16 protein-coding genes are annotated in these 17,437 nt (G+C 70.0%); 5 read left to right on the top strand and 11 right to left on the bottom strand.

The genetic code is table 11. The features are described from left to right. Positions 1–10: 10 nt before the first annotated feature. The 6 genes from fdhF to HL658_RS19530 form a co-directional block, all read right to left on the bottom strand. Positions 11–2,854, bottom strand: a complete 2,844-nt coding sequence (gene fdhF / locus HL658_RS19555; protein ID WP_180284038.1) for a formate dehydrogenase subunit alpha — start codon at positions 2,852–2,854, stop codon at positions 11–13. Positions 2,855–2,876: 22 nt separating this feature from the next. Then, positions 2,877–4,442, bottom strand: coding sequence for a formate dehydrogenase beta subunit (locus tag HL658_RS19550; RefSeq protein ID WP_180284039.1), 1,566 nt, complete (start codon positions 4,440–4,442; stop codon positions 2,877–2,879). Next, a complete protein-coding gene (locus HL658_RS19545; protein WP_180284040.1) occupies positions 4,439–4,927 on the bottom strand; it encodes a formate dehydrogenase subunit gamma in 489 nt (162 codons plus the stop codon). Before HL658_RS19545 ends, HL658_RS19550 begins: the two co-directional genes overlap by 4 nt. A 123-nt stretch (positions 4,928–5,050) precedes the next feature. Then, complete coding sequence (locus HL658_RS19540) at positions 5,051–6,010, bottom strand: LysR family transcriptional regulator (protein ID WP_180284041.1); 960 nt, start codon at positions 6,008–6,010, stop codon at positions 5,051–5,053. A 50-nt stretch (positions 6,011–6,060) separates the two neighbouring features. Next, positions 6,061–6,642: a type II toxin-antitoxin system VapC family toxin gene (locus tag HL658_RS19535; RefSeq protein ID WP_180284042.1), complete on the bottom strand. Its 582-nt coding sequence runs from the start codon at positions 6,640–6,642 to the stop codon at positions 6,061–6,063. Further along, on the bottom strand, positions 6,632–7,006 hold the full coding sequence (locus tag HL658_RS19530; RefSeq protein WP_180284043.1) for a hypothetical protein: 375 nt from the start codon (positions 7,004–7,006) through the stop codon (positions 6,632–6,634). The genes HL658_RS19535 and HL658_RS19530 overlap by 11 nt, the downstream gene beginning before the upstream one ends. A gap of 295 nt (positions 7,007–7,301) precedes the next feature. Between HL658_RS19530 and gcl the strand changes: the two genes are divergently transcribed. Genes gcl through glxR form a run of 3 tightly spaced genes read left to right on the top strand, consistent with a single transcriptional unit; the run spans position 7,302 to position 10,863 of the window. Continuing rightward, on the top strand, positions 7,302–9,071 hold the full coding sequence (gcl, locus tag HL658_RS19525) for a glyoxylate carboligase (protein WP_180284044.1): 1,770 nt from the start codon (positions 7,302–7,304) through the stop codon (positions 9,069–9,071). 58 nt (positions 9,072–9,129) lie between these two features. Further along, positions 9,130–9,927, top strand: coding sequence for a hydroxypyruvate isomerase (hyi, locus tag HL658_RS19520; RefSeq protein ID WP_180284045.1), 798 nt, complete (start codon positions 9,130–9,132; stop codon positions 9,925–9,927). A gap of 27 nt (positions 9,928–9,954) precedes the next feature. Beyond that, positions 9,955–10,863: a 2-hydroxy-3-oxopropionate reductase gene (gene glxR, locus HL658_RS19515; RefSeq protein WP_180284046.1), complete on the top strand. Its 909-nt coding sequence runs from the start codon at positions 9,955–9,957 to the stop codon at positions 10,861–10,863. A 61-nt stretch (positions 10,864–10,924) separates the two neighbouring features. On the opposite strand, the gene HL658_RS19510 is transcribed toward glxR, so the two are convergent. Beyond that, positions 10,925–11,470 carry a hypothetical protein gene (locus tag HL658_RS19510; RefSeq protein WP_180284047.1) on the bottom strand — a complete coding sequence of 182 codons (546 nt, stop codon included), beginning with the start codon at positions 11,468–11,470 and terminating at the stop codon, positions 10,925–10,927. Positions 11,471–11,723: 253 nt separating this feature from the next. Here HL658_RS19510 and HL658_RS19505 point away from each other — a divergent pair, with 253 nt between their 5' ends. Together HL658_RS19505 and HL658_RS37245 are read left to right on the top strand one after the other, a co-directional pair. Further along, positions 11,724–12,419, top strand: a complete 696-nt coding sequence (locus HL658_RS19505; RefSeq protein WP_180284048.1) for a GntR family transcriptional regulator — start codon at positions 11,724–11,726, stop codon at positions 12,417–12,419. A 272-nt stretch (positions 12,420–12,691) separates the two neighbouring features. Further along, a complete protein-coding gene (locus tag HL658_RS37245; RefSeq protein ID WP_211109798.1) occupies positions 12,692–13,327 on the top strand; it encodes a transposase in 636 nt (211 codons plus the stop codon). Between the two features lie 85 nt (positions 13,328–13,412). On the opposite strand, the gene HL658_RS19495 is transcribed toward HL658_RS37245, so the two are convergent. The 4 genes from HL658_RS19495 to HL658_RS19480 form a co-directional block, all read right to left on the bottom strand. Further along, complete coding sequence (locus HL658_RS19495; protein WP_180284049.1) at positions 13,413–14,012, bottom strand: DUF2076 domain-containing protein; 600 nt, start codon at positions 14,010–14,012, stop codon at positions 13,413–13,415. Positions 14,013–14,270: 258 nt separating this feature from the next. After that, complete coding sequence (locus HL658_RS19490; RefSeq protein WP_180284050.1) at positions 14,271–14,651, bottom strand: hypothetical protein; 381 nt, start codon at positions 14,649–14,651, stop codon at positions 14,271–14,273. Then, on the bottom strand, positions 14,648–15,985 hold the full coding sequence (locus HL658_RS19485) for a sigma-54-dependent transcriptional regulator (protein WP_180284051.1): 1,338 nt from the start codon (positions 15,983–15,985) through the stop codon (positions 14,648–14,650). The genes HL658_RS19490 and HL658_RS19485 overlap by 4 nt, the downstream gene beginning before the upstream one ends. Further along, a complete protein-coding gene (locus HL658_RS19480; RefSeq protein WP_180284052.1) occupies positions 15,982–17,409 on the bottom strand; it encodes a sensor histidine kinase in 1,428 nt (475 codons plus the stop codon). The genes HL658_RS19485 and HL658_RS19480 overlap by 4 nt, the downstream gene beginning before the upstream one ends. Positions 17,410–17,437: the final 28 nt, after the last annotated feature.

The raw sequence follows: 17,437 nt of genomic DNA, 5'->3' as shown, positions 1-17,437 counted from the left end.
GTCCCTCCCCTTACTCCGCCGCCTCGACCTGGGCGATGCGCTTGTGCTCGGTCTGGAGCCGGTCATACTCCCGCTGCCAGTCCGACGGCAGGTTGCTGCGCGTCACCTGCACCGCCGTCACCTTGTATTCGGGGCAGTTGGTGGCCCAGTCCGAATTGTCGGTGGTCACCACGTTGGCCCCGGTCACCGGGTGGTGGAAGGTGGTGTAGACGACGCCCGGCTGCATCCGCTCCGACACCATCGCGCGCAGCGTGGTGGCGCCGATGCGGCTGGCCAGCGAGATGAAGTCCCCGTCCTTGATGCCGCGCTGCTCGGCGTCGTGCGGGTGGATCTCCAGGATGTCCTCCGGGTGCCACGCGACGTTGGCGGTGCGGCGGGTCTGGGCGCCGACGTTGTAGTGGCTGAGGATGCGCCCCGTGGTCAGGATCAGCGGGTAGTAGCGGGAGGTCCGCTCCTCCGTCGCGATGAACTCGGTGACCATGAAACGACCCTGGCCGCGCACGAAGCCGCCGATGTGCATGATCGGCGTGCCGTCGGGGGCGGCCTCGTTGCAGGGCCACTGCACGCTGCCCATCTCGTCGATCTTGGCGAAGCTGACGCCGCGGAAGGTCGGGGTGACGCGGGCGATCTCGTCCATGATCTCCGACGCGCTGCCGTAGTGCATGGGGTAGCCGAGCGCCGACGCCAGCTCCGCCACCACCTGCCATTCCTGCTTGCCGGTCTTGGACGGCATCACCGAACGCACCCGGTTGATGCGCCGCTCGGCGTTGGTGAAGGTGCCGTCCTTCTCCAGGAAGCTGGTGCCGGGCAGGAAGACATGGGCGAAGGCCGCCGTCTCGTTCAGGAACAGGTCCTGGACGATGACGATCTCCATCGCGGACAGCGCCGCGGTGACGTGGTTGGTGTTGGGGTCGGACTGGGCGATGTCCTCGCCCTGCACGAACAGGCCCATGAAGCTGCCGGCGATGGCGGCGTCGAACATGTTGGGGATGCGCAGGCCCGGTTCCGGATCGAGCGGCGCGTTCCACACCGTCTCGAACATCTGCCGCACCGTGTCGTCCGACACGTGGCGGTAGCCGGTGAACTCGTGCGGGAAGCTGCCCATGTCGCAGGAGCCCTGCACGTTGTTCTGCCCGCGCAGCGGGTTCACGCCCACGCCCTCGCGGCCGATGTTGCCGGTGGCCATGGCGAGGTTGGCCATCGCCATCACGGTGGTGGAGCCCTGGCTGTGCTCGGTCACCCCCAGCCCGTAATAGATCGCCGCGTTGCCGCCGGTGGCGAACAGCCGGGCGGCGGCGCGGACCTCGGCCGCCGGCACGCCGGTGGCCGCCTCGACCGCCTCCGGCGCGTGGCGCGGCTCGCGGATGAAGGCCTCCCAGCGGCCGAACTCGACCGGGTCGCAATAGGCTTCGACGAAGGCGCGGTCGATCAGCCCCTCGGTTGCCACCACATGGGCCATCGCGTTCAGCACGGCCACGTTGGTGCCGGGTTGGAGCGGCAGGTGGTATTGCGCCTCGACGTGCGGGCTGCGGACGAGGTCGATGCGCCGTGGATCGACGACGATCAGCTTCGCCCCCTTGCGCAGCCGCTTCTTCATGCGCGAGCCGAAGACCGGGTGCCCGTCGGTGGGGTTGGCGCCGATCAGCAGGATGACGTCGGACTTCTCGACGCTCTTGAAGTCCTGCGTGCCGGCCGAGGTGCCGAAGGTCTGCTTCAGGCCGTAGCCGGTGGGGGAGTGGCAGACACGGGCGCAGGTGTCCACGTTGTTGTTGCCGAAGGCGGCGCGGATCATCTTCTGGACGACATACACCTCCTCGTTCGTGCAGCGCGAGGACGTGATGCCGCCGATGGAGCCGCGGCCGTATTTGGCCTGCACCTCCTTCAGGCGCTTGGCGGCGTAGCCGATCGCCTCCTCCCACGACACCGCCCGCCAGGGGTCGGTGATCTTGTCGCGCACCATCGGGGTGGTGACGCGGTCCTTGTGGGTGGCGTAGCCCCAGGCGAAGCGGCCTTTGACGCAGGAATGCCCCTCGTTGGCGCCGCCGTCGGCGTAGGGGACCATGCGCACCACCGTGGTGCCGCGCATCTCCGCCTTGAAGGAGCAGCCCACGCCGCAATAGGCGCAGGTGGTGACCACGCTGTGCTCGGGCTGGCCGATCTCGATGACCGACTTCTCCATCAGCGTCGCGGTCGGGCAGGCCTGGACACAGGCGCCGCAGGACACGCACTCGCTGTCCATGAAGCTCTCGAGCGCACCCGGCGACACCTTGCTGTCGAAGCCGCGGCCGCTGATGGTCAGGGCGAAGGTGCCCTGCGTCTCCTGGCAGGCGCGTACGCAGCGCGAGCAGACGATGCATTTGCTGGCGTCGAAGGTGAAGTAGGGGTTGCTCTCGTCCTTCGGCGCCTTGATGTGGTTCTCGCCGTCGAAGCCGTAGCGCACCTCGCGCAGGCCCACCGCACCCGCCATGTCCTGCAATTCGCAGTCGCCGTTGGCCGAGCAGGTCAGGCAGTCCAGCGGGTGGTCGGAGATGTAGAGCTCCATCACCCCGCGGCGCAGCTTCGCCAGGCGGTCGGTCTGGGTCCACACCTTCATGCCCGGCGCCACCGGCGTGGTGCAGGAGGCGGGGGTGCCGCGGCGGCCCTCGATCTCCACCATGCACAGCCGGCAGGAACCGAAGGGCTCCAGGCTGTCGGTGGCGCACAGCTTGGGCACGGTGATGCCGGCGTCCATCGCCGCGCGCATCACGGAGGTGCCGGCCGGCACGGAAACGGCGGTGCCGTCGATTTCCAGCGTCACCAGCGTGTCGGAAACGCGCGCCGGGGTGCCGTAGTCGGTCTCGACGATCAGGGTCATGTCTCTTCTCCTCCCGCTACGGTCACTCGGCCGCGATGGCGCTGGGGCCGGCGGCGCGCAGGAAATCCTCGGGGAAATGCTTCATGGCGCTGCGCACGGGGTAGGGGGTCATGCCGCCCATGGCGCACAGCGAGCCGTCCACCATGACCTCGCAGAGGTCGGACAGCAGAGCCAGGTTCTTGTGGACGTTCTGGCCGGCGATGATGCGGTCGATCACCTCCACCCCGCGGGTCGAGCCGATCCGGCAGGGGGTGCATTTGCCGCAGGACTCCACCGCGCAGAACTCCATGGCGAAGCGGGCTTGGCGGGCCATGTCGACCGTGTCGTCGAACACCACCACGCCGCCATGCCCGACCATCGCCTCCAGCTTGGCGAACTCCTCGTAGCATTTGGGCGTGTTGAACTGCGCCGGCGGCAGATAGGCGCCGAGCGGCCCGCCCACCTGCACCGCGCGGATCGGCCGCCCGGTCAGGGTGCCGCCGCCGAAATCATAGAGCAGTTCGTGCAGGGTGATGCCGAAGGCCTTCTCCACGATGCCGCCGTGGCGGATGTTGCCGGCGAGCTGGAAGGGCAGGGTGCCGCGCGACCGCCCGACGCCGAAGTCGCGGTAATAACGGGCGCCCTTGTCCAGGATCACCGGGATCGAGGTCAGCGACAGCACGTTGTTGACCACGGTCGGCTTGCCGAACAGACCCTCCAGCGCCGGCAGCGGCGGCTTGGCGCGGACGATGCCGCGCTTGCCCTCCAGGCTTTCCAGCATGGAGGTCTCCTCGCCGCAGATGTAGGCGCCGGCCCCGACGCGGACCTCCAGATGGAAGGTGTGGGCGCTGCCGTGGATGTTGTCGCCCAGCCACTCCTGCTCGTAGGCCAGCCGGATCGCCTCTCGCAGGGTCTCGGTCGCGTGCGGGTATTCGCTGCGCATGTAAACGAAGCCGTGGGTGGCGCCCACCGCGATGCCGGCGATGGTCATGCCCTCGATCAGGCAGAAGGGATCGCCCTCGATGATCATGCGGTCGGCGAAGGTCCCGCTGTCGCCCTCGTCGGCGTTGCAGCAGACGAACTTCTCGTCGGCCTTGGCGTCGGCGACCGTCTTCCACTTGATGCCGGTGGGGAAGCCGGCGCCGCCGCGGCCGCGCAGGCCGGACTCGGTGACCGTCGCGACGATCTGCTCCGGCGTCATGGTCAGCGCGTTGTCCAGCCCGCGGAAACCGCCATGCGCGCGGTAGTCGGCCACCGACAACGGGTCGATGACGCCGCAGCGGGCGAAGGTCAGCCGCTCCTGCTTGGCGAGGTAGGGGATCTCCTCCGTCGGGCCGTGGCACAGCGGGTGCTCGGCCCCGCACAGCAGCCCGCCGTCGAACAGGCCGGGCACATCCTCCGGCGTCACCGGGCCATAGGCGACCCGGCCGCGGTCGGCCGTCGCCACCTCCACCAGCGGCTCCAACCACAGCATCCCGCGGGAGCCGTTGCGCACGATGCTGACGGCCTCGCCGCGGCGCTCCGCCTCGGCCCGGATGGCGCGGGCCACGGCGTCGGCCCCCACGGACAGCGCGGCGGCGTCGCGCGGCACATAGATGGTGACGGTCATTGCGGGTTCTCCGAAGCCAGGGTTTCGGCCACCAGCGCGTCGAAGCGCGCCGGCGTGACGCGGCCGTGCAGGTCGCCGTCGATCATGGCGGCGGGGCCGAGCGCGCAGTTGCCGAGGCAGAAGACCGGCTCCAGCGTGAAGGCGCCGTCGTCGGTGGTCCCATGCATCTCAACACCCAGACTGCGCTCGATGTGCCCGATCAGGCTGTCGCAGCCGGACGCCTGGCAGGCTTCCGCCCGGCACACCTTGATGGTGTGGCGGCCCGGCCGCTCGCGCCGGAAGTCGTGATAGAAGGAGATCACGCCATGCACGTCGGCCCGCGACAGGTTCATGGAGCGGGCCAGCATGGGCACCGCCGCCTCGTCGATGCAGCCGAACTCCTCCTGAAGGGCGTGCAGGATGGGCAGCAGCGCACCGCGCAGATGCCGGTTTCCGTCGATGATCGCCTGCGCGCGCTGGGCGTTCCATTCCGCTCGGCCGTTCACGGTCTCCTCCTCCGCGACCCGCCACCGCGGGCCGCCATCTGTTGCGACGCTCCACAGTCAGCTTGGCGGATCACAACGGCCGCCGCAAATTTCAATTTCCCATGCCGTGATAGCTTTTGGCTATTAAGGCGGTGTTCCGGGCCGTGTCCAGGCCGCCAGCGCCCCGGCGACCGCGGCGGCGATGCGACCGGTCACCGCCTCCTCCCCGGCCACGGTGGCGAGCGCCTTGGACAGCGGGGCGGGCGGCTCGCGGTCGGCGTAGGCGACGCCGACGACGTAGGTCAGGTCGGGCTCGGTCAGCGGCAGCAGCAGCAGGTCGGGGTGCGGCGACACCACCGTCAGCAACAGCCCCGGCACCACGCTGGCGCAGGTGCCATAGCGCGCCGCCGTGTACAGCGTGATGATGGAATTGGTCTCGATCACCGGCTCGACCGTCCGCCCGGCCATGCGGAAGGCGCTGTCGGCGATGCGGCGGTTCTGCATGTCCGGCGTCAGCAGGCAGAGCCGCAACGCCGACGCCGCCCCCCAGGGCACCCGCTCCGCCCCTTCCGGCACGATCCCGGCCAGCATCGCGCGCGGGGCCAGCAGGTAGTAGCGCTCCGAATAGAGCGGCACCATGCGGACGTTGTTCAGCGGCTCGTTGTCGAGATAGGTGACCGCGGCGTCCAGCGAGAACTCGTCCAGCTCCCGCTGGATGTCGCGCGAGCTGTGCGAGCTGACGCTGGCGCGGATCTGCGGGAACCGCTCGCCGAAGCGCGCCAGCAGCGGGGTGACGGCGGGAAGTGCCGTCGGGATGGCGCCGATGCGCAGATGCCCCGACACCCCCTCCGCCAGCGCCGCCAGCTCCTGGCGCAGCCCGTCGCGCTCGGCCAGGATGCGGCGGGCGTATTCCAGCACCTTCAGCCCCTCCGGCGTGAAGCCGCCGAACTTCTGCCCGCGCTCCACGATGGGCACCTGCAGATCCTCCTCCAACTGCCGGATGGCGTTGGACAGGGTGGGCTGCGACACATGGCACGCCTCCGCCGCCCGGCCGAAATGCTGCTCCCGGGCAAGGGCGAGGAGGTAGACGAACTTGCGGAACATGGGCTGGGGCGTTTGGCTGGTGGATGCTCGGGTCGTGGAACCGTGGCCGGTCAGGCTCCGGGCTCCAGGGTATCATAGAGGAAGAACTCTCCGCAGGCCGCCATCTGCTGGATCAGGTCGAAGTCGCCACGGTTCGAGGTCAGAACCGGCAGGCCGGCACGGGCGGCCATGAGATGGATGAGAGCGTCGTTCATCAGATCCTTCCGCTGCTGCGGTTGCAACCCCTGGGTCCGGGCAAGGGTTCCGGCGATCACCCCGGCTTCGTTCCAGGTGAGGTTGGTCGGCGTCAGGATTCGGTGACCGGGAATGCTGTCGATGAGATCCCGGTAATGATCGCGCACCCGGTGCCAGTCGGGTGAGTCCGGGGACCGGCTGGCGATGCCGACGGCCAGTTCCGCCAGGCAAACCGAGCAGTGGAACAGCAGGCACCGGTCCACAAAGTCCCGGATCTCGGCGGGTAACCGGCCGGCGGCGGCGTTGATGTAGACGTTCGTGTCCGGCACAAGCGCGATGCGCCCGGACCATGGTCGCGGAGGCACGGTCCTCAGGTCGGATGGCGGGCGGTACCGCAGCCGCTCGCGCCGCCGCTCCGGTTTCAGTCGGCGCAGGGCCTGTGCGAAATCAGAGGTCAAGGTCGTGGTCGCGGCCGAGCACGCCGAAACGGCTGGTCATGAGCCGGGCCGTTGGATCGGGCGTGGCAACGCTGGCAAGCGCATATTCGATCAGTTGGGCCGTCGATTGGATGCCGGTTTCGCGCTTCGCCGCGTCCAGCAGTGCGGGCGTGATGCGTGCCGACAGGTGGGCGGACTTGTCGCCCGTGAGCAGTCCCTGCTCCTGAGCCGCCGACAATGTTGCGGAGATGGCCGCATTGCCGGTCCCGCCCGTATACCGTCCGGTAAGGGCGGTCCGTCGGCCCGGTCCCATCGGGCCCGGCTCCACGCCTGCCTCAATCCGTCGGCGGCCCTTCGTGCCGTGGCTACGGCCGGTCGATGGCATGGTGGCACCTCGTGCATCGTCACCATGAAGATGCGCCGGCTCGGGTGGTCCGTCAATCTTGAGGCCAGCTCCCGCATCGTGGAAAAACCCGCCGGCATCCTTGCCGTTGCAGGGCACCCATCGCTGCAATCGGTCGCCCGCGTTCCCCATACCCGAAGAAATCGCCCGTATCTTTCCGCAAGGTGGAAAGAAATCGCGAAGACGGGGACGCCGGAAACACTCCCGATTTAACGATATCCTGCAACGCCGACCACGGTATTTCGAAGCCGCGGCAAGACAGGGAAGGAGCCGGATCATGGCAAGAATGATGGCGGTCGAAGCGGCGGTCCATATCCTCGAGAAGGAGGGGGTGAGCGTCTGCTTCGGGGTTCCGGGGGCGGCGATCAACCCGTTCTACGCCGGGCTGATGCGCAATGGCCGGATCGGCCACATCCTGGCGCGGCATGTGGAGGGCGCCTCCCACATGGCGGAGGGCTACACCCGCGCCAAGGCCGGCAACATCGGCGTGTGCGTCGGCACCTCCGGCCCGGCGGGGACGGACATGATCACCGGCCTCTATTCGGCCATCGCCGACAGCATCCCCATCCTGTGCATCACCGGTCAGGCGCCGCGAGCCCGCCTCCACAAGGAGGATTTCCAGGCCATCAACATCACCGACATCGCCAAGCCCGTGACCAAATGGGCGGTGACGGTGCTGGAGCCGGCCCAGGTCCCCTACGCCTTCCAGCAGGCCTTCCACCTCATGCGCTCCGGCCGGCCGGGGCCGGTGCTGATCGACCTGCCGGTGGACGTGCAGACCACCGAGATCGAGTTCGACATCGACAGCTACCAGCCGCTCCCCGTCTACAAGCCGCGCGCCACCCGCCAGCAGGTGGAGAAGGCCATGGCGATGCTGAACGCGGCGGAGCGGCCGCTGATCGTGGCCGGTGGCGGCATCATCAACGCCGACGCCAGCGACCGGCTGGTGGAGTTCGCGGAAACGGTCGGCATCCCCGTCGTGCCCACCCTGATGGGCTGGGGCGCCATCCCCGACGACCACCCGCTGATGGCCGGCATGGTGGGGCTGCAGACCTCCCACCGCTACGGCAACGCCACGCTGCTGGCCTCGGATTTCGTGCTCGGCATCGGCAACCGCTGGGCCAACCGGCACACCGGCTCGGTGGACGTCTACACCAAGGGCCGCAAGTTCGTGCATGTGGACATCGAGCCCACCCAGATCGGCCGCGTCTTCATGCCCGATTTCGGCATCGTGTCGGACGCCGGCGCCGCACTCGACCTGTTCGTCGATGTGGCGGAGGAGATGAAGGCCGCCGGGACGCTGCGCGACCGCCGCGACTGGCTGAAGCTCTGCCAGGCGCGCAAGCACGGCATGCTGCGCCGCTCGGACTTCGACAACACCCCCATCAAGCCGCAGCGCGTCTATCAGGAGATGAAGACCGCCTTCGGCAAGGATGTCTGCTACGTCACCACCATCGGACTGTCGCAGATCGCCGGTGCCCAGTTCCTCAACGTCTACAAGCCGCGGCACTGGATCAACTGCGGGCAGGCCGGGCCGCTGGGCTGGACGCTGCCGGCGGCACTCGGCGTGCGGGTCGCCGATCCCGACCGCAAGATCGTGGCGCTGTCCGGCGACTACGACTTCCAGTTCCTGATCGAGGAGCTGGCCGTGGGCGCGCAGTTCAAGCTGCCCTACGTGCATGTGCTGGTGAACAACTCCTACCTCGGCCTGATCCGGCAGGCGCAGCGCGCCTTCCAGATGGATTTCCAGGTCCAGCTCTCCTTCGAGAACATCAACGCGCCGGAGATCGGCGTCTATGGCGTGGACCATGTGAAGGTGGCGGAGGGTCTCGGCTGCAAGGCGATCCGCGTCACCGACCCCGACGAGCTCGCCCCCGCCTTCGCCCGCGCCGAGGCCATGGCGGCGGAGTTCCAGGTGCCCGTGGTGGTCGAGGTGATCCTGGAGCGCGTCACCAACATCGCCATGGGCGCCGAGATCAACTCGATCACCGAGTTCGAGGAGACCATCGACCGCCCGGCCCACGAGACCGAAGTGCTGGTGATGTGAAGTGAAAACCCTCTCCCCGGCGGGGAGGGGGCCTGTTGCCGACCAGGGAGAGCCATCCATGCCGAAATTCGCGGCCAACCTCACCATGCTCTACAACGAGCACGATTTCCTCGACCGGTTCGCGGCGGCGGCGGCGGACGGCTTCACGGCGGTCGAGTACATGTTCCCCTACCCCTATCCGGCCGAGCAGCTCGCCGAGAAGCTCCAGCGCCATGGGCTGACGCAGGTGCTGCACAACCTGCCGGCCGGCGACTGGGCGGCGGGCGACCGCGGCGTCGCCACCGACCCGGCGCGCGCGGGCGAGTTCCGCGACGGCGTCGGGCAGGCGATCGCCTACGCCACCGCCCTGGACTGCCCGCAGGTCAACTGCCTCGTCGGCAAGACGCCGGCCGGGGTTGCGGCCGACGCGGTGGAGCGCACGCTGGTGGACAATCTGGCATTCGCCGCGGCGGAGCTGAAGAAGGCCGGCATCCGGCTGCTGGTGGAGCCGATCAACACCCGCGACATCCCCGGCTTCCACCTGTCCGGCACCGACCAGGCCGAACGGCTGATCGAGGCGGTCGGCTCCGACAACCTCTTCATCCAGTACGACGTCTACCACATGCAGGTGATGCGGGGCGACATCGTGAAGACGGTCGAACGGCTGCTGCCGGTGATCGCGCACATCCAGGTTGCCGACGTCCCCGCCCGCAACGAGCCGGGCACGGGAGAGCTCAACTACCCCTTCATCTTCCAGGCCATCGACCGGCTGGGCTACGCCGGCTGGATCGGCTGCGAGTACAAGCCGGCCGGCCGCACCAGCGACGGCCTGTCCTGGCTCGCCCCCCACCAGCCGGCTCGCGCCGACGCCGCCTGACCCACGCTCATCCAGGGAGGAACCCCAATGGACATCGGTTTCATCGGGCTCGGCATCATGGGAACCCCGATGGCGGGTCACCTGATCGACGCCGGCCACCGCCTCTTCGTGCGCGACATCCGTCCGGCACCGGAGGCCCTGCTCGACAAGGGCGCGGTCGAGTGCGTGTCGGCGGCCGAGGTGGCGCACAAGGCCGAGGTGATCATCACCATGGTGCCCGACACCCCGCATGTGGAGGCCGCCCTCTTCGGTCCCGACGGCGTGGCCGAGGGGCTGTCGCCGGGCAAGATCGTGGTCGACATGTCCTCGATCTCCCCCATCGAGACCAAGGGCTTCGCCCGCCGCATCAACGCGCTCGGCTGCGATTACCTGGACGCCCCGGTGTCGGGCGGTGAGGTGGGGGCCAAGGCCGCCAGCCTCACCATCATGGTCGGCGGGCCGGACAAGGCGTTCGAGACGGTCAAGCCGCTGTTCGAGCGGATGGGCAAGAACATCACGCTGGTCGGCGGCAACGGCGACGGCCAGACCACCAAGGTCGCCAACCAGATCATCGTGGCGCTCACCATCGAGGCGGTGGGCGAGGCGCTGCTGTTCGCCTCCAAGGCCGGGGCCGATCCGGCGAAGGTGCGGCAGGCGCTGATGGGCGGCTTCGCCTCGTCGCGCATCCTGGAGCTGCACGGCGACCGCATGGTCAAGCGAACCTTCAACCCCGGCTTCCGCATCGAGCTGCACCAGAAGGACCTGAACCTGGCGCTCGCCGGCGCCCGCGCGCTGGGGCTCAGTCTGCCCAACACCGCCACCTGCCAGGAGCTGTTCAACGCCTGCGCCGCCAACGGCGGCAGCGCCTGGGACCATTCCGCCATGGTCCGTGCCCTGGAACTGCTGGCCGCCCACGAGATCGGCCAGAACCACCGGCTGGCCGAGGCGGCGGAGTAGGCTTATTCTCCTCCCCCTGCGAGAGCGGGGGGAGGTCGGGAGGGGGGCCGAACGCGTCCACTCACTTCGTCAGGAACAGGAACACCGGCAGCGTGGCCAGCACCGCGCCGTTGACCGCCCCGCCGATGCGCGCGGCGCGCACACCCTGGTCCTCGCCGCCGGCCGCCGGCGCCACGGCATCCACCAGTCCGGCCAGCCCGAACCACAGAGCCCAGGCCGGTGCGGCGTCCAGCACCACGGCGGGGCTCAGCAGCAGCGTCATCCGCGCGATCCCCCACAGAGCCCCGGCGACCACGCGGGTCGCCGGTGTGTGCGCGTGCACGTCCGGCATCGCCAGCAGCACCATCACCAGCGCGGATGTGGCAGCGGCCACGCCGACGGACGTCGTCGCCGGCGCCGCGAGCGTCCAGAAGGCACCCAGCAGCAGGCCCAACGGCAGGATCCAGGCGGCGAACAGCGGCGACAGGGCGCCTGCCTGCCGGGCCGCCGCGTGCTGGCCGTGGACGGTGGCCAGCAGGAACGCACCCAGCAGGCCGCTGGTGATCGCCGCGAAGATCGCCGAGATCAGGAGATAGTCGACATCGGCCTGCTCGGTGAGCGTCACCATCCAGCCGATCTCCTGTCGCCGTCCCGATTCGAGGGGGCAGGGTGTGGCACCCCGCTCGGCTGGCTGTCAATGGGGCCGCTGGTCGGGGGGTGGCGATCGGTCACTTTACCGCTGTTGTGTGGAAAGGGGTGGCGCGGCGCGGTTCTCAGGCGCATCTGGTATGTGTTATACGGGAATCCGTCTGCCCGGACGGCTCCGCTTTCCGGCAGGTTTCCCGTGCACCCCTGTCGCGCCTGCCTGTGAAGGATCACCGATGACGACGTCCATGCCGTCGCTGAAGGTTCAGCCGCTCGCCACCACCACCACCTTCCGCAACCAGGCCTACCAGGCGCTGAAGCAGGCGATCACGGAGATGGACATCTACGACCATCCCGAGGAGGTGCGGCTGGACGAGCGGCAGTTGAGCGACCTGCTGGGCGTCAGCCGCACCCCGATCCGCGAGGCGCTGACCCTGCTGGAGCAGGAGGGTTTCATCCGCCTGCTGCCGCGCCGCGGCATCTTCGTGGTGCGCAAGACCAAGCAGGAGATCATCGAGATGATCCATGTCTGGGCGGCGCTGGAAAGCATGGCCGCCCGGCTGGCGACGCAGTCGGCGTCGGGCGAGGAGATCCACAGGCTCTGGCAGCTCTTCGCGAATTTCGAGCAGCGCAGCCCGACCGACCATGTGACCGAATATTCGGAAGCCAATCTGGACTTCCACAAGAGCATCATCCGGCTCAGCGGCTCCAAGCTGATCCAGGAGATGACCGACAACCTGCTGATCCACATCCGCGCGATCCGCAAGCTGACCATCGGCCAGAACAACCGAGCGGAGCGGTCGATCAACGATCACAAGGCCATCATCAAGGCGTTGGAGCAGCGCGACGCCGACCTCGCCGAACGCCTCGTCCGCGACCACACGCTCGGCCTTGCCGCCCACGTCGCGGCGCATTGCGATTTTTTGGAGTGAGATGACACCCTCTCCCGCCTCCGGCGGGCTATGGCATTCACACAACGAGGATTGCGTGTCCTCCGAGTTTCTGATTCGGTTGTGCGGTCAGAGTCGGGAGGGCGTGGCGTTCGGGTTCGCCGGCTTGGCGGAAGCCGGGCGGGTGAGATCCGCTTGACGCGTCTTCTGCGCAATGAGGCGGCGACGGTGGATGAGATGGCGGCCGAGGCGGGCCGTCGGACGGCTCGGAGCGCTGTCATGGCCGGTCGATCCTGGCGATCCAGGACACAACGGTGGTCCGCTCCCAAGGCGGGGGCGGTCTTTATCGTCATCCCGTGCTGGCGGTGGACGCCGAGGATGGAGCGATCATCGGGCTGGTGACGGCGAGCTTCCTGACGCGGGAAGCGGGCCGGCGTGAGGACCGCCGGAGCCGACGCCGGTGGCGGCGAAGGAAAGCCGGCGCTGGCTGGACGGCGCCCGGCGTGACGGACCTCGCCCAAGCCTTCGCCGTGATCGATCTGTACCGTCGCCGCTGGGCGATCGAGCAGGTGTTCCGCACCCTGAAGACCCAAGGGTTCGACATCGAACACCTGCTGATCGAGGATCAGGATGCGGTGGCCCGGCTGGTGATGGCCACCGTGATCGCGGCCATCACCATCCAGCAACTCGTCCATGCCCGCGATGGCCGTGAGGGGCCGGCACCACTGCGCCCGCTGCTCGACGCCTTCGATCCCGAGGACGCGGTGCTCCTGGACGCCTGGTGCGAAACGCTGCAAGGCAAAGACCGCACGACAGAAAAATCCCCACCCCCAGGGCTCGCTTGCCTACGCCGCCTGGGTCTGCGCCAGGCTCGGAGGATGGACCGGCGACTACGGAAAGCCGGGACCCGTCGTCATGCACCAAGGCTGGCTCGAATTCCAAGCCGCTGAACGGGGCGTCGCTCTCCTCGCAACGCAACGCGAACTGTGAATCCGATAGCCCGCCCCGGGAGCGGGAGAGGGTTACACGCGGACCTTACAGCTCCTCGTCGAAGCCCATGTCCTCGAAGCCCGGATCCTCCGGAAGCTGCTCGGTGACGGCGCTGGCGGCTTCCGCCGCCGCCGCCTCGCCGCCGGAGAAGGCGCTGGCGAGCGCGCTGCCCAGCAGCATGCCGCCGGCCACACCCATCGCCGTCTGCGCAGCCCCGGCCATGAAGCCGCCGCCGGGCCGCTGCTGGTGCGGGTTGGCGTAGCCGGCGACGCGCGGATCGCCGTAGGCCGGCGTCTGCGGCTGCTGCCCCCAGGGCGAGGCGCCCATGCCCATCCGCTGCGGCGCCGGGGCGGGAGTGGCGGGACGGCCGCCGCCGAACAGGCTGCCGAACAGCCCGCCGCCACCGGATGCGGCCGGGCGCTCGCGCTGCTGGCGCTCCAGCTCCTCGACGCGGCCCTGCAGCGCGGCCAAGCCCTGCTCCATCATCACGATGGACTGGGCCATGATGTAGGGGGCGGCGGGCTGGCGGGCGACCTGATCGCGGATGTAGGCCTCCGCCTGGGCATCGCGCGGGCCGGACTGGGCCTCGGCTTGGCGCAGCTTGGCGAACAGGTCGTCGATGATCTGGCGTTCGGTCTGGTCCATTGCGGTCCTCGTGTTTTCCTTGGTTGGCAGTGAGCGTGGATTCGGGAGGGCGTGTCCTGCCGTTACGCGACCGCGCCGTCGGCGGATGCGGCGCAGCACGTCGTCGGGACATCCGGCGGGTGGCAGGCTGTGGGGTCGCTGGTCCATGGGGGCATCGGTCCCTCCAAGTGCGGTCACGCCCGTCGGCGCAAGAGCAGGTGAAGAGATCCGACATCGCGACCACGTCTAAGTCGCCAGAGGGGCCCGGATCCAAGTGGCCTACAGGTGTGGACGCGGCTCCCCGCCGTCAAGGGATGCCTCTTCCGGCCCGGCGCGGCAGGCCCGCTCGGTCGTCGCGGCCCCCTGGCGCGACAGCATGCCGTCGAGCGAGGAGAGGATGCAGGCGGCGTAGGGCGACGGTCCACCCTCCGCCACCGCGGACCGGCAGGCGCGCCCCACCGCCTGGGCGGCCAGGGCGTTGGTGGTTTCCGGCAGGTGGGTGGCGAGGCAGTGGTCCAGCGTGCCCGGCTCGGTGTCGCCGACCGTCAGCACGCGCACGCCGACCAGATCGCCCCAGGCGGCCCAGCCCAGCCCGGCGCCGAGCACCGACAGGTAAAGCGCCGCTTTCCAACGGGGTGTGGCGTAGGCGGGGGCGGTCATGGCTCGTCCTCCATGGTTTTCCGGTCGATGCCCAGCCGGCGCATCTTCTCCCACAGGGTGGTGCGGGACACGCCGAGCTGGGACGCGGCGCGGGCGATCTGCCCGCCGGTCTGGTCGAGGGCGGCCAGGATGTGCCGCCGCTCCGCCTCGTCGCGCACCTCCGACAGGCTGGCGACCGGGGCGGCCTCGGCCGCGGTCAGCCCCAGCTCGGGGAAGAGGTCGGCGGGTTCCAGCCCGTCGCCCTCGCCGAGCGCCACCGCCCGCTCGATGCGGTTGCGCAGCTCGCGCACGTTGCCGGGCCAGGGGTGGTCGAGCAGGGCCAGCCGCGCCGAATCGCCGATGCGCGGCTCCGGCCGGCCGAAGCGGGCGGCGATCTCCGCCACGAATCCGGCGGCGAGCGGCAGGATCTCCTCCCGCCGGTCGCGCAGCGGCGGCAGGGTCAGCGCGATCACGTGGATGCGGTAATAGAGATCCTCCCGGAAGCCGCCGCGCCGGATCATCTCCGTCAGGTCCGCGTTGGTGGCGCACACCACGCGGGCGCGGAATTCCAGAAGCTGGGTGCCACCGACCCGCGTGAAGCTCCGCTCCTGCAACAGCCGCAGCAGCTTCGCCTGCACCGCCAGCGGCAGTTCCGCCACCTCGTCGAGGAACAGCATGCCGTCCTCGGCCTGCTCGGCGAAGCCGATGTGGCGGGCCTGGGCGCCGGTGAAGGCGCCGCGCTCGTGGCCGAACACCTGGCTGTCCATCAGCTCCGGCGGGATGGCGGCGCAATTGACGGCGACGAAGGGCTTGTCGGCGCGGTCGGACACGGCGTGCAGGAAGCGCGCGGCGACCTCCTTGCCGGTCCCCGTCTCGCCCGTCAGCAGCACCGTGCTGTCGATCGGGCCGACGCGGCGCAGGGCCTGTTCGACCCGCCGCGTGGCGTCCGAACGGGCGAAGCCGGCGGGTCCGGCCACGGCGGCCCGCGCCCGCGGCGTCACCCGCTTCAGCCGCTCCACCAGCCGGCCGATGGGGAAGGGCTTGGTCAGATAGTCGTCGGCCCCGGCGCGCACGAGGCGCACGGCCTGCTCGATCTCGCCGAAGGCGGTGATGAACAGGATGGGGACGCCGCCCAGCTCGGGCAGGGCGCGGCGGAACACCTCCTCGCCGCTCAGATCCGGCAGCTTGATGTCGGAGATGACGGCGTCCGGCCGCTCGCGCCGCAGCGCCGCCAGCCCCTCGGCCCCGGTCTTCGCCCAGACGGTGGGGAAGCCCTCCAGTGTCAGCCGCTGCACCAGCGACTCGCCCATGATGGGGTCGTCCTCGATCAGGACGACACGGACGGGCTCCGTCATGGGGTGGCCTCCTCGGTGGCGAAGGGCAGGGTCAGCGCGATCTCCGTTCCCGCGCCGGGGCTGGAGCGGACGGACACCCGTCCGTTCAGCGTCTCCACCAGCCGCACCACCACGGCGATGCCGAAGCGGTTGCCCGGCTCCGACGCAGCGGCGGTCGGCGCGGTCAGCCGGCCGGCCACCGGTTCCGGCAGCCCCGGCCCCTCGTCGGCGATCGCCATGCGCAGCGCCCCCTCGTCCACCCCCGCGGTGAAGCGCACCCGCCCGCCGGGCGGCGTCGCGGCGCAGGCGTTCAGCAGCAGGTTCAGCACGATCTGCCGGGTCTGCACCGCGTCCACCGGCAGGCGCTCCGGCACATCGACCGACCAGTCCAGGGCCACCCGCCGCCGCGTCGCCTCCGGCTCGGTCAGCAAGCGCAGGTCGGCGAAGTCGTCGGCACCCAGCGTGCGCCCCTGCGGCGGCGCCCGGTAGGTGTCGAGCACGGCGCGCACCACCTCCCCGATGCTGACCAGCCCGCGCTCCAGCAGGCTCAGCGACTGCGCGCGCACCGTCGGGTCGTCGCCGAAGCTCTTCAGGGTGTCGACCGTGTTGATCAGCCCGCCCAGCGGGTTGCGCACCTCGTGCGCGACGGTGGCGGCCAGCCGGCCGAGCACGGCGGCCTTGTCCTGCTCGGCGAGCTGGGCGGCCAGATGCTCGCGCTCCTGCGCCGCCACCACCATCCGGTTGAAGCCGCGCAGCAGCCGGCCGAACTCGGTACCCGGCGGCGGCAATTCCCGGTCCGGCACCAGCTCGGGCAAGCCACGCTGCGCCGCCTCGATGCGGCCGGTCAGCGCCACCACCGGGCGCAGCATGCGCTTGACCAGCAGGTAGCCGAGCAGCGCGCCGCAGGCGCTGAGCAGCAGGTCGAGACCCGCCATCGCCGCGCGCAGCGAGCGCTGCTCGCCGTACAGCGTCGCCAGATCCACATGCACGGCGATCCAGCCGGTCACCGGCTCGGTTCCCGACAGCGACCGGGCGAGCCAGGCGCCGTCGCCGTCCGCATCGAACAGGAAGCGGCCGGGCTGGCCGGTCAGGCCGGGGGGCGGGCGTTCCGGCGCCCCGGCCTCCGCCTGCACCGACCCGTCCGGGCGGAGCACCGTGATGGTGCGGACGTCCAGGCCGGGTGCCGCCGCCAGAAGCCGCGCCAGTGCCGCCTGCATCAGCGCCGGGCTTTCCAGCGCCACATAGGGCTGCACCGCCGCCGCCGCGGTGTCGAGCACGGCCGAGGCGAGGCCCAGCGTCTGATCCGCCTGGCGGCCGAACATCCAGCCGACGGCGGTCTGGGTGGTGCCCACCGCCGCCGCGAAGATCAGCACCGCCGCCACCAGCGGCAGCCGCACCACCCACGGCAGCGTGAAGCCCCGCCCGATCCACGCCGATACCCCCATGTCCCCCGCCTGTCCGTGTGCGCGCGCC

Source organism: Azospirillum oleiclasticum (genome assembly GCF_013423485.1).
Lineage (GTDB): Bacteria > Pseudomonadota > Alphaproteobacteria > Azospirillales > Azospirillaceae > Azospirillum > Azospirillum oleiclasticum.
The sequence above is the reverse complement of the archived record's forward strand: the minus strand, read 5'-3'. Positions and strand labels throughout refer to the sequence as shown.

Excerpts from the sequence above, each read along its gene's own strand:
- fdhF (WP_180284038.1), bottom strand. The coding sequence starts at position 2,854 with ATGACCCTGATCGTCGAGACCGACTACGGCACCCCGGCGCGCGTTTCC.
- HL658_RS19550 (WP_180284039.1), bottom strand. The coding sequence starts at position 4,442 with ATGACCGTCACCATCTATGTGCCGCGCGACGCCGCCGCGCTGTCCGTG.
- HL658_RS19540 (WP_180284041.1), bottom strand. The coding sequence starts at position 6,010 with ATGTTCCGCAAGTTCGTCTACCTCCTCGCCCTTGCCCGGGAGCAGCAT.
- HL658_RS19530 (WP_180284043.1), bottom strand. The coding sequence starts at position 7,006 with ATGCCATCGACCGGCCGTAGCCACGGCACGAAGGGCCGCCGACGGATT.
- gcl (WP_180284044.1), top strand. The coding sequence starts at position 7,302 with ATGGCAAGAATGATGGCGGTCGAAGCGGCGGTCCATATCCTCGAGAAG.
- hyi (WP_180284045.1), top strand. The coding sequence starts at position 9,130 with ATGCCGAAATTCGCGGCCAACCTCACCATGCTCTACAACGAGCACGAT.
- glxR (WP_180284046.1), top strand. The coding sequence starts at position 9,955 with ATGGACATCGGTTTCATCGGGCTCGGCATCATGGGAACCCCGATGGCG.
- HL658_RS19510 (WP_180284047.1), bottom strand. The coding sequence starts at position 11,470 with ATGGTGACGCTCACCGAGCAGGCCGATGTCGACTATCTCCTGATCTCG.
- HL658_RS19505 (WP_180284048.1), top strand. The coding sequence starts at position 11,724 with ATGACGACGTCCATGCCGTCGCTGAAGGTTCAGCCGCTCGCCACCACC.
- HL658_RS19495 (WP_180284049.1), bottom strand. The coding sequence starts at position 14,012 with ATGGACCAGACCGAACGCCAGATCATCGACGACCTGTTCGCCAAGCTG.
- HL658_RS19490 (WP_180284050.1), bottom strand. The coding sequence starts at position 14,651 with ATGACCGCCCCCGCCTACGCCACACCCCGTTGGAAAGCGGCGCTTTAC.
- HL658_RS19485 (WP_180284051.1), bottom strand. The coding sequence starts at position 15,985 with ATGACGGAGCCCGTCCGTGTCGTCCTGATCGAGGACGACCCCATCATG.
- HL658_RS19480 (WP_180284052.1), bottom strand. The coding sequence starts at position 17,409 with ATGGGGGTATCGGCGTGGATCGGGCGGGGCTTCACGCTGCCGTGGGTG.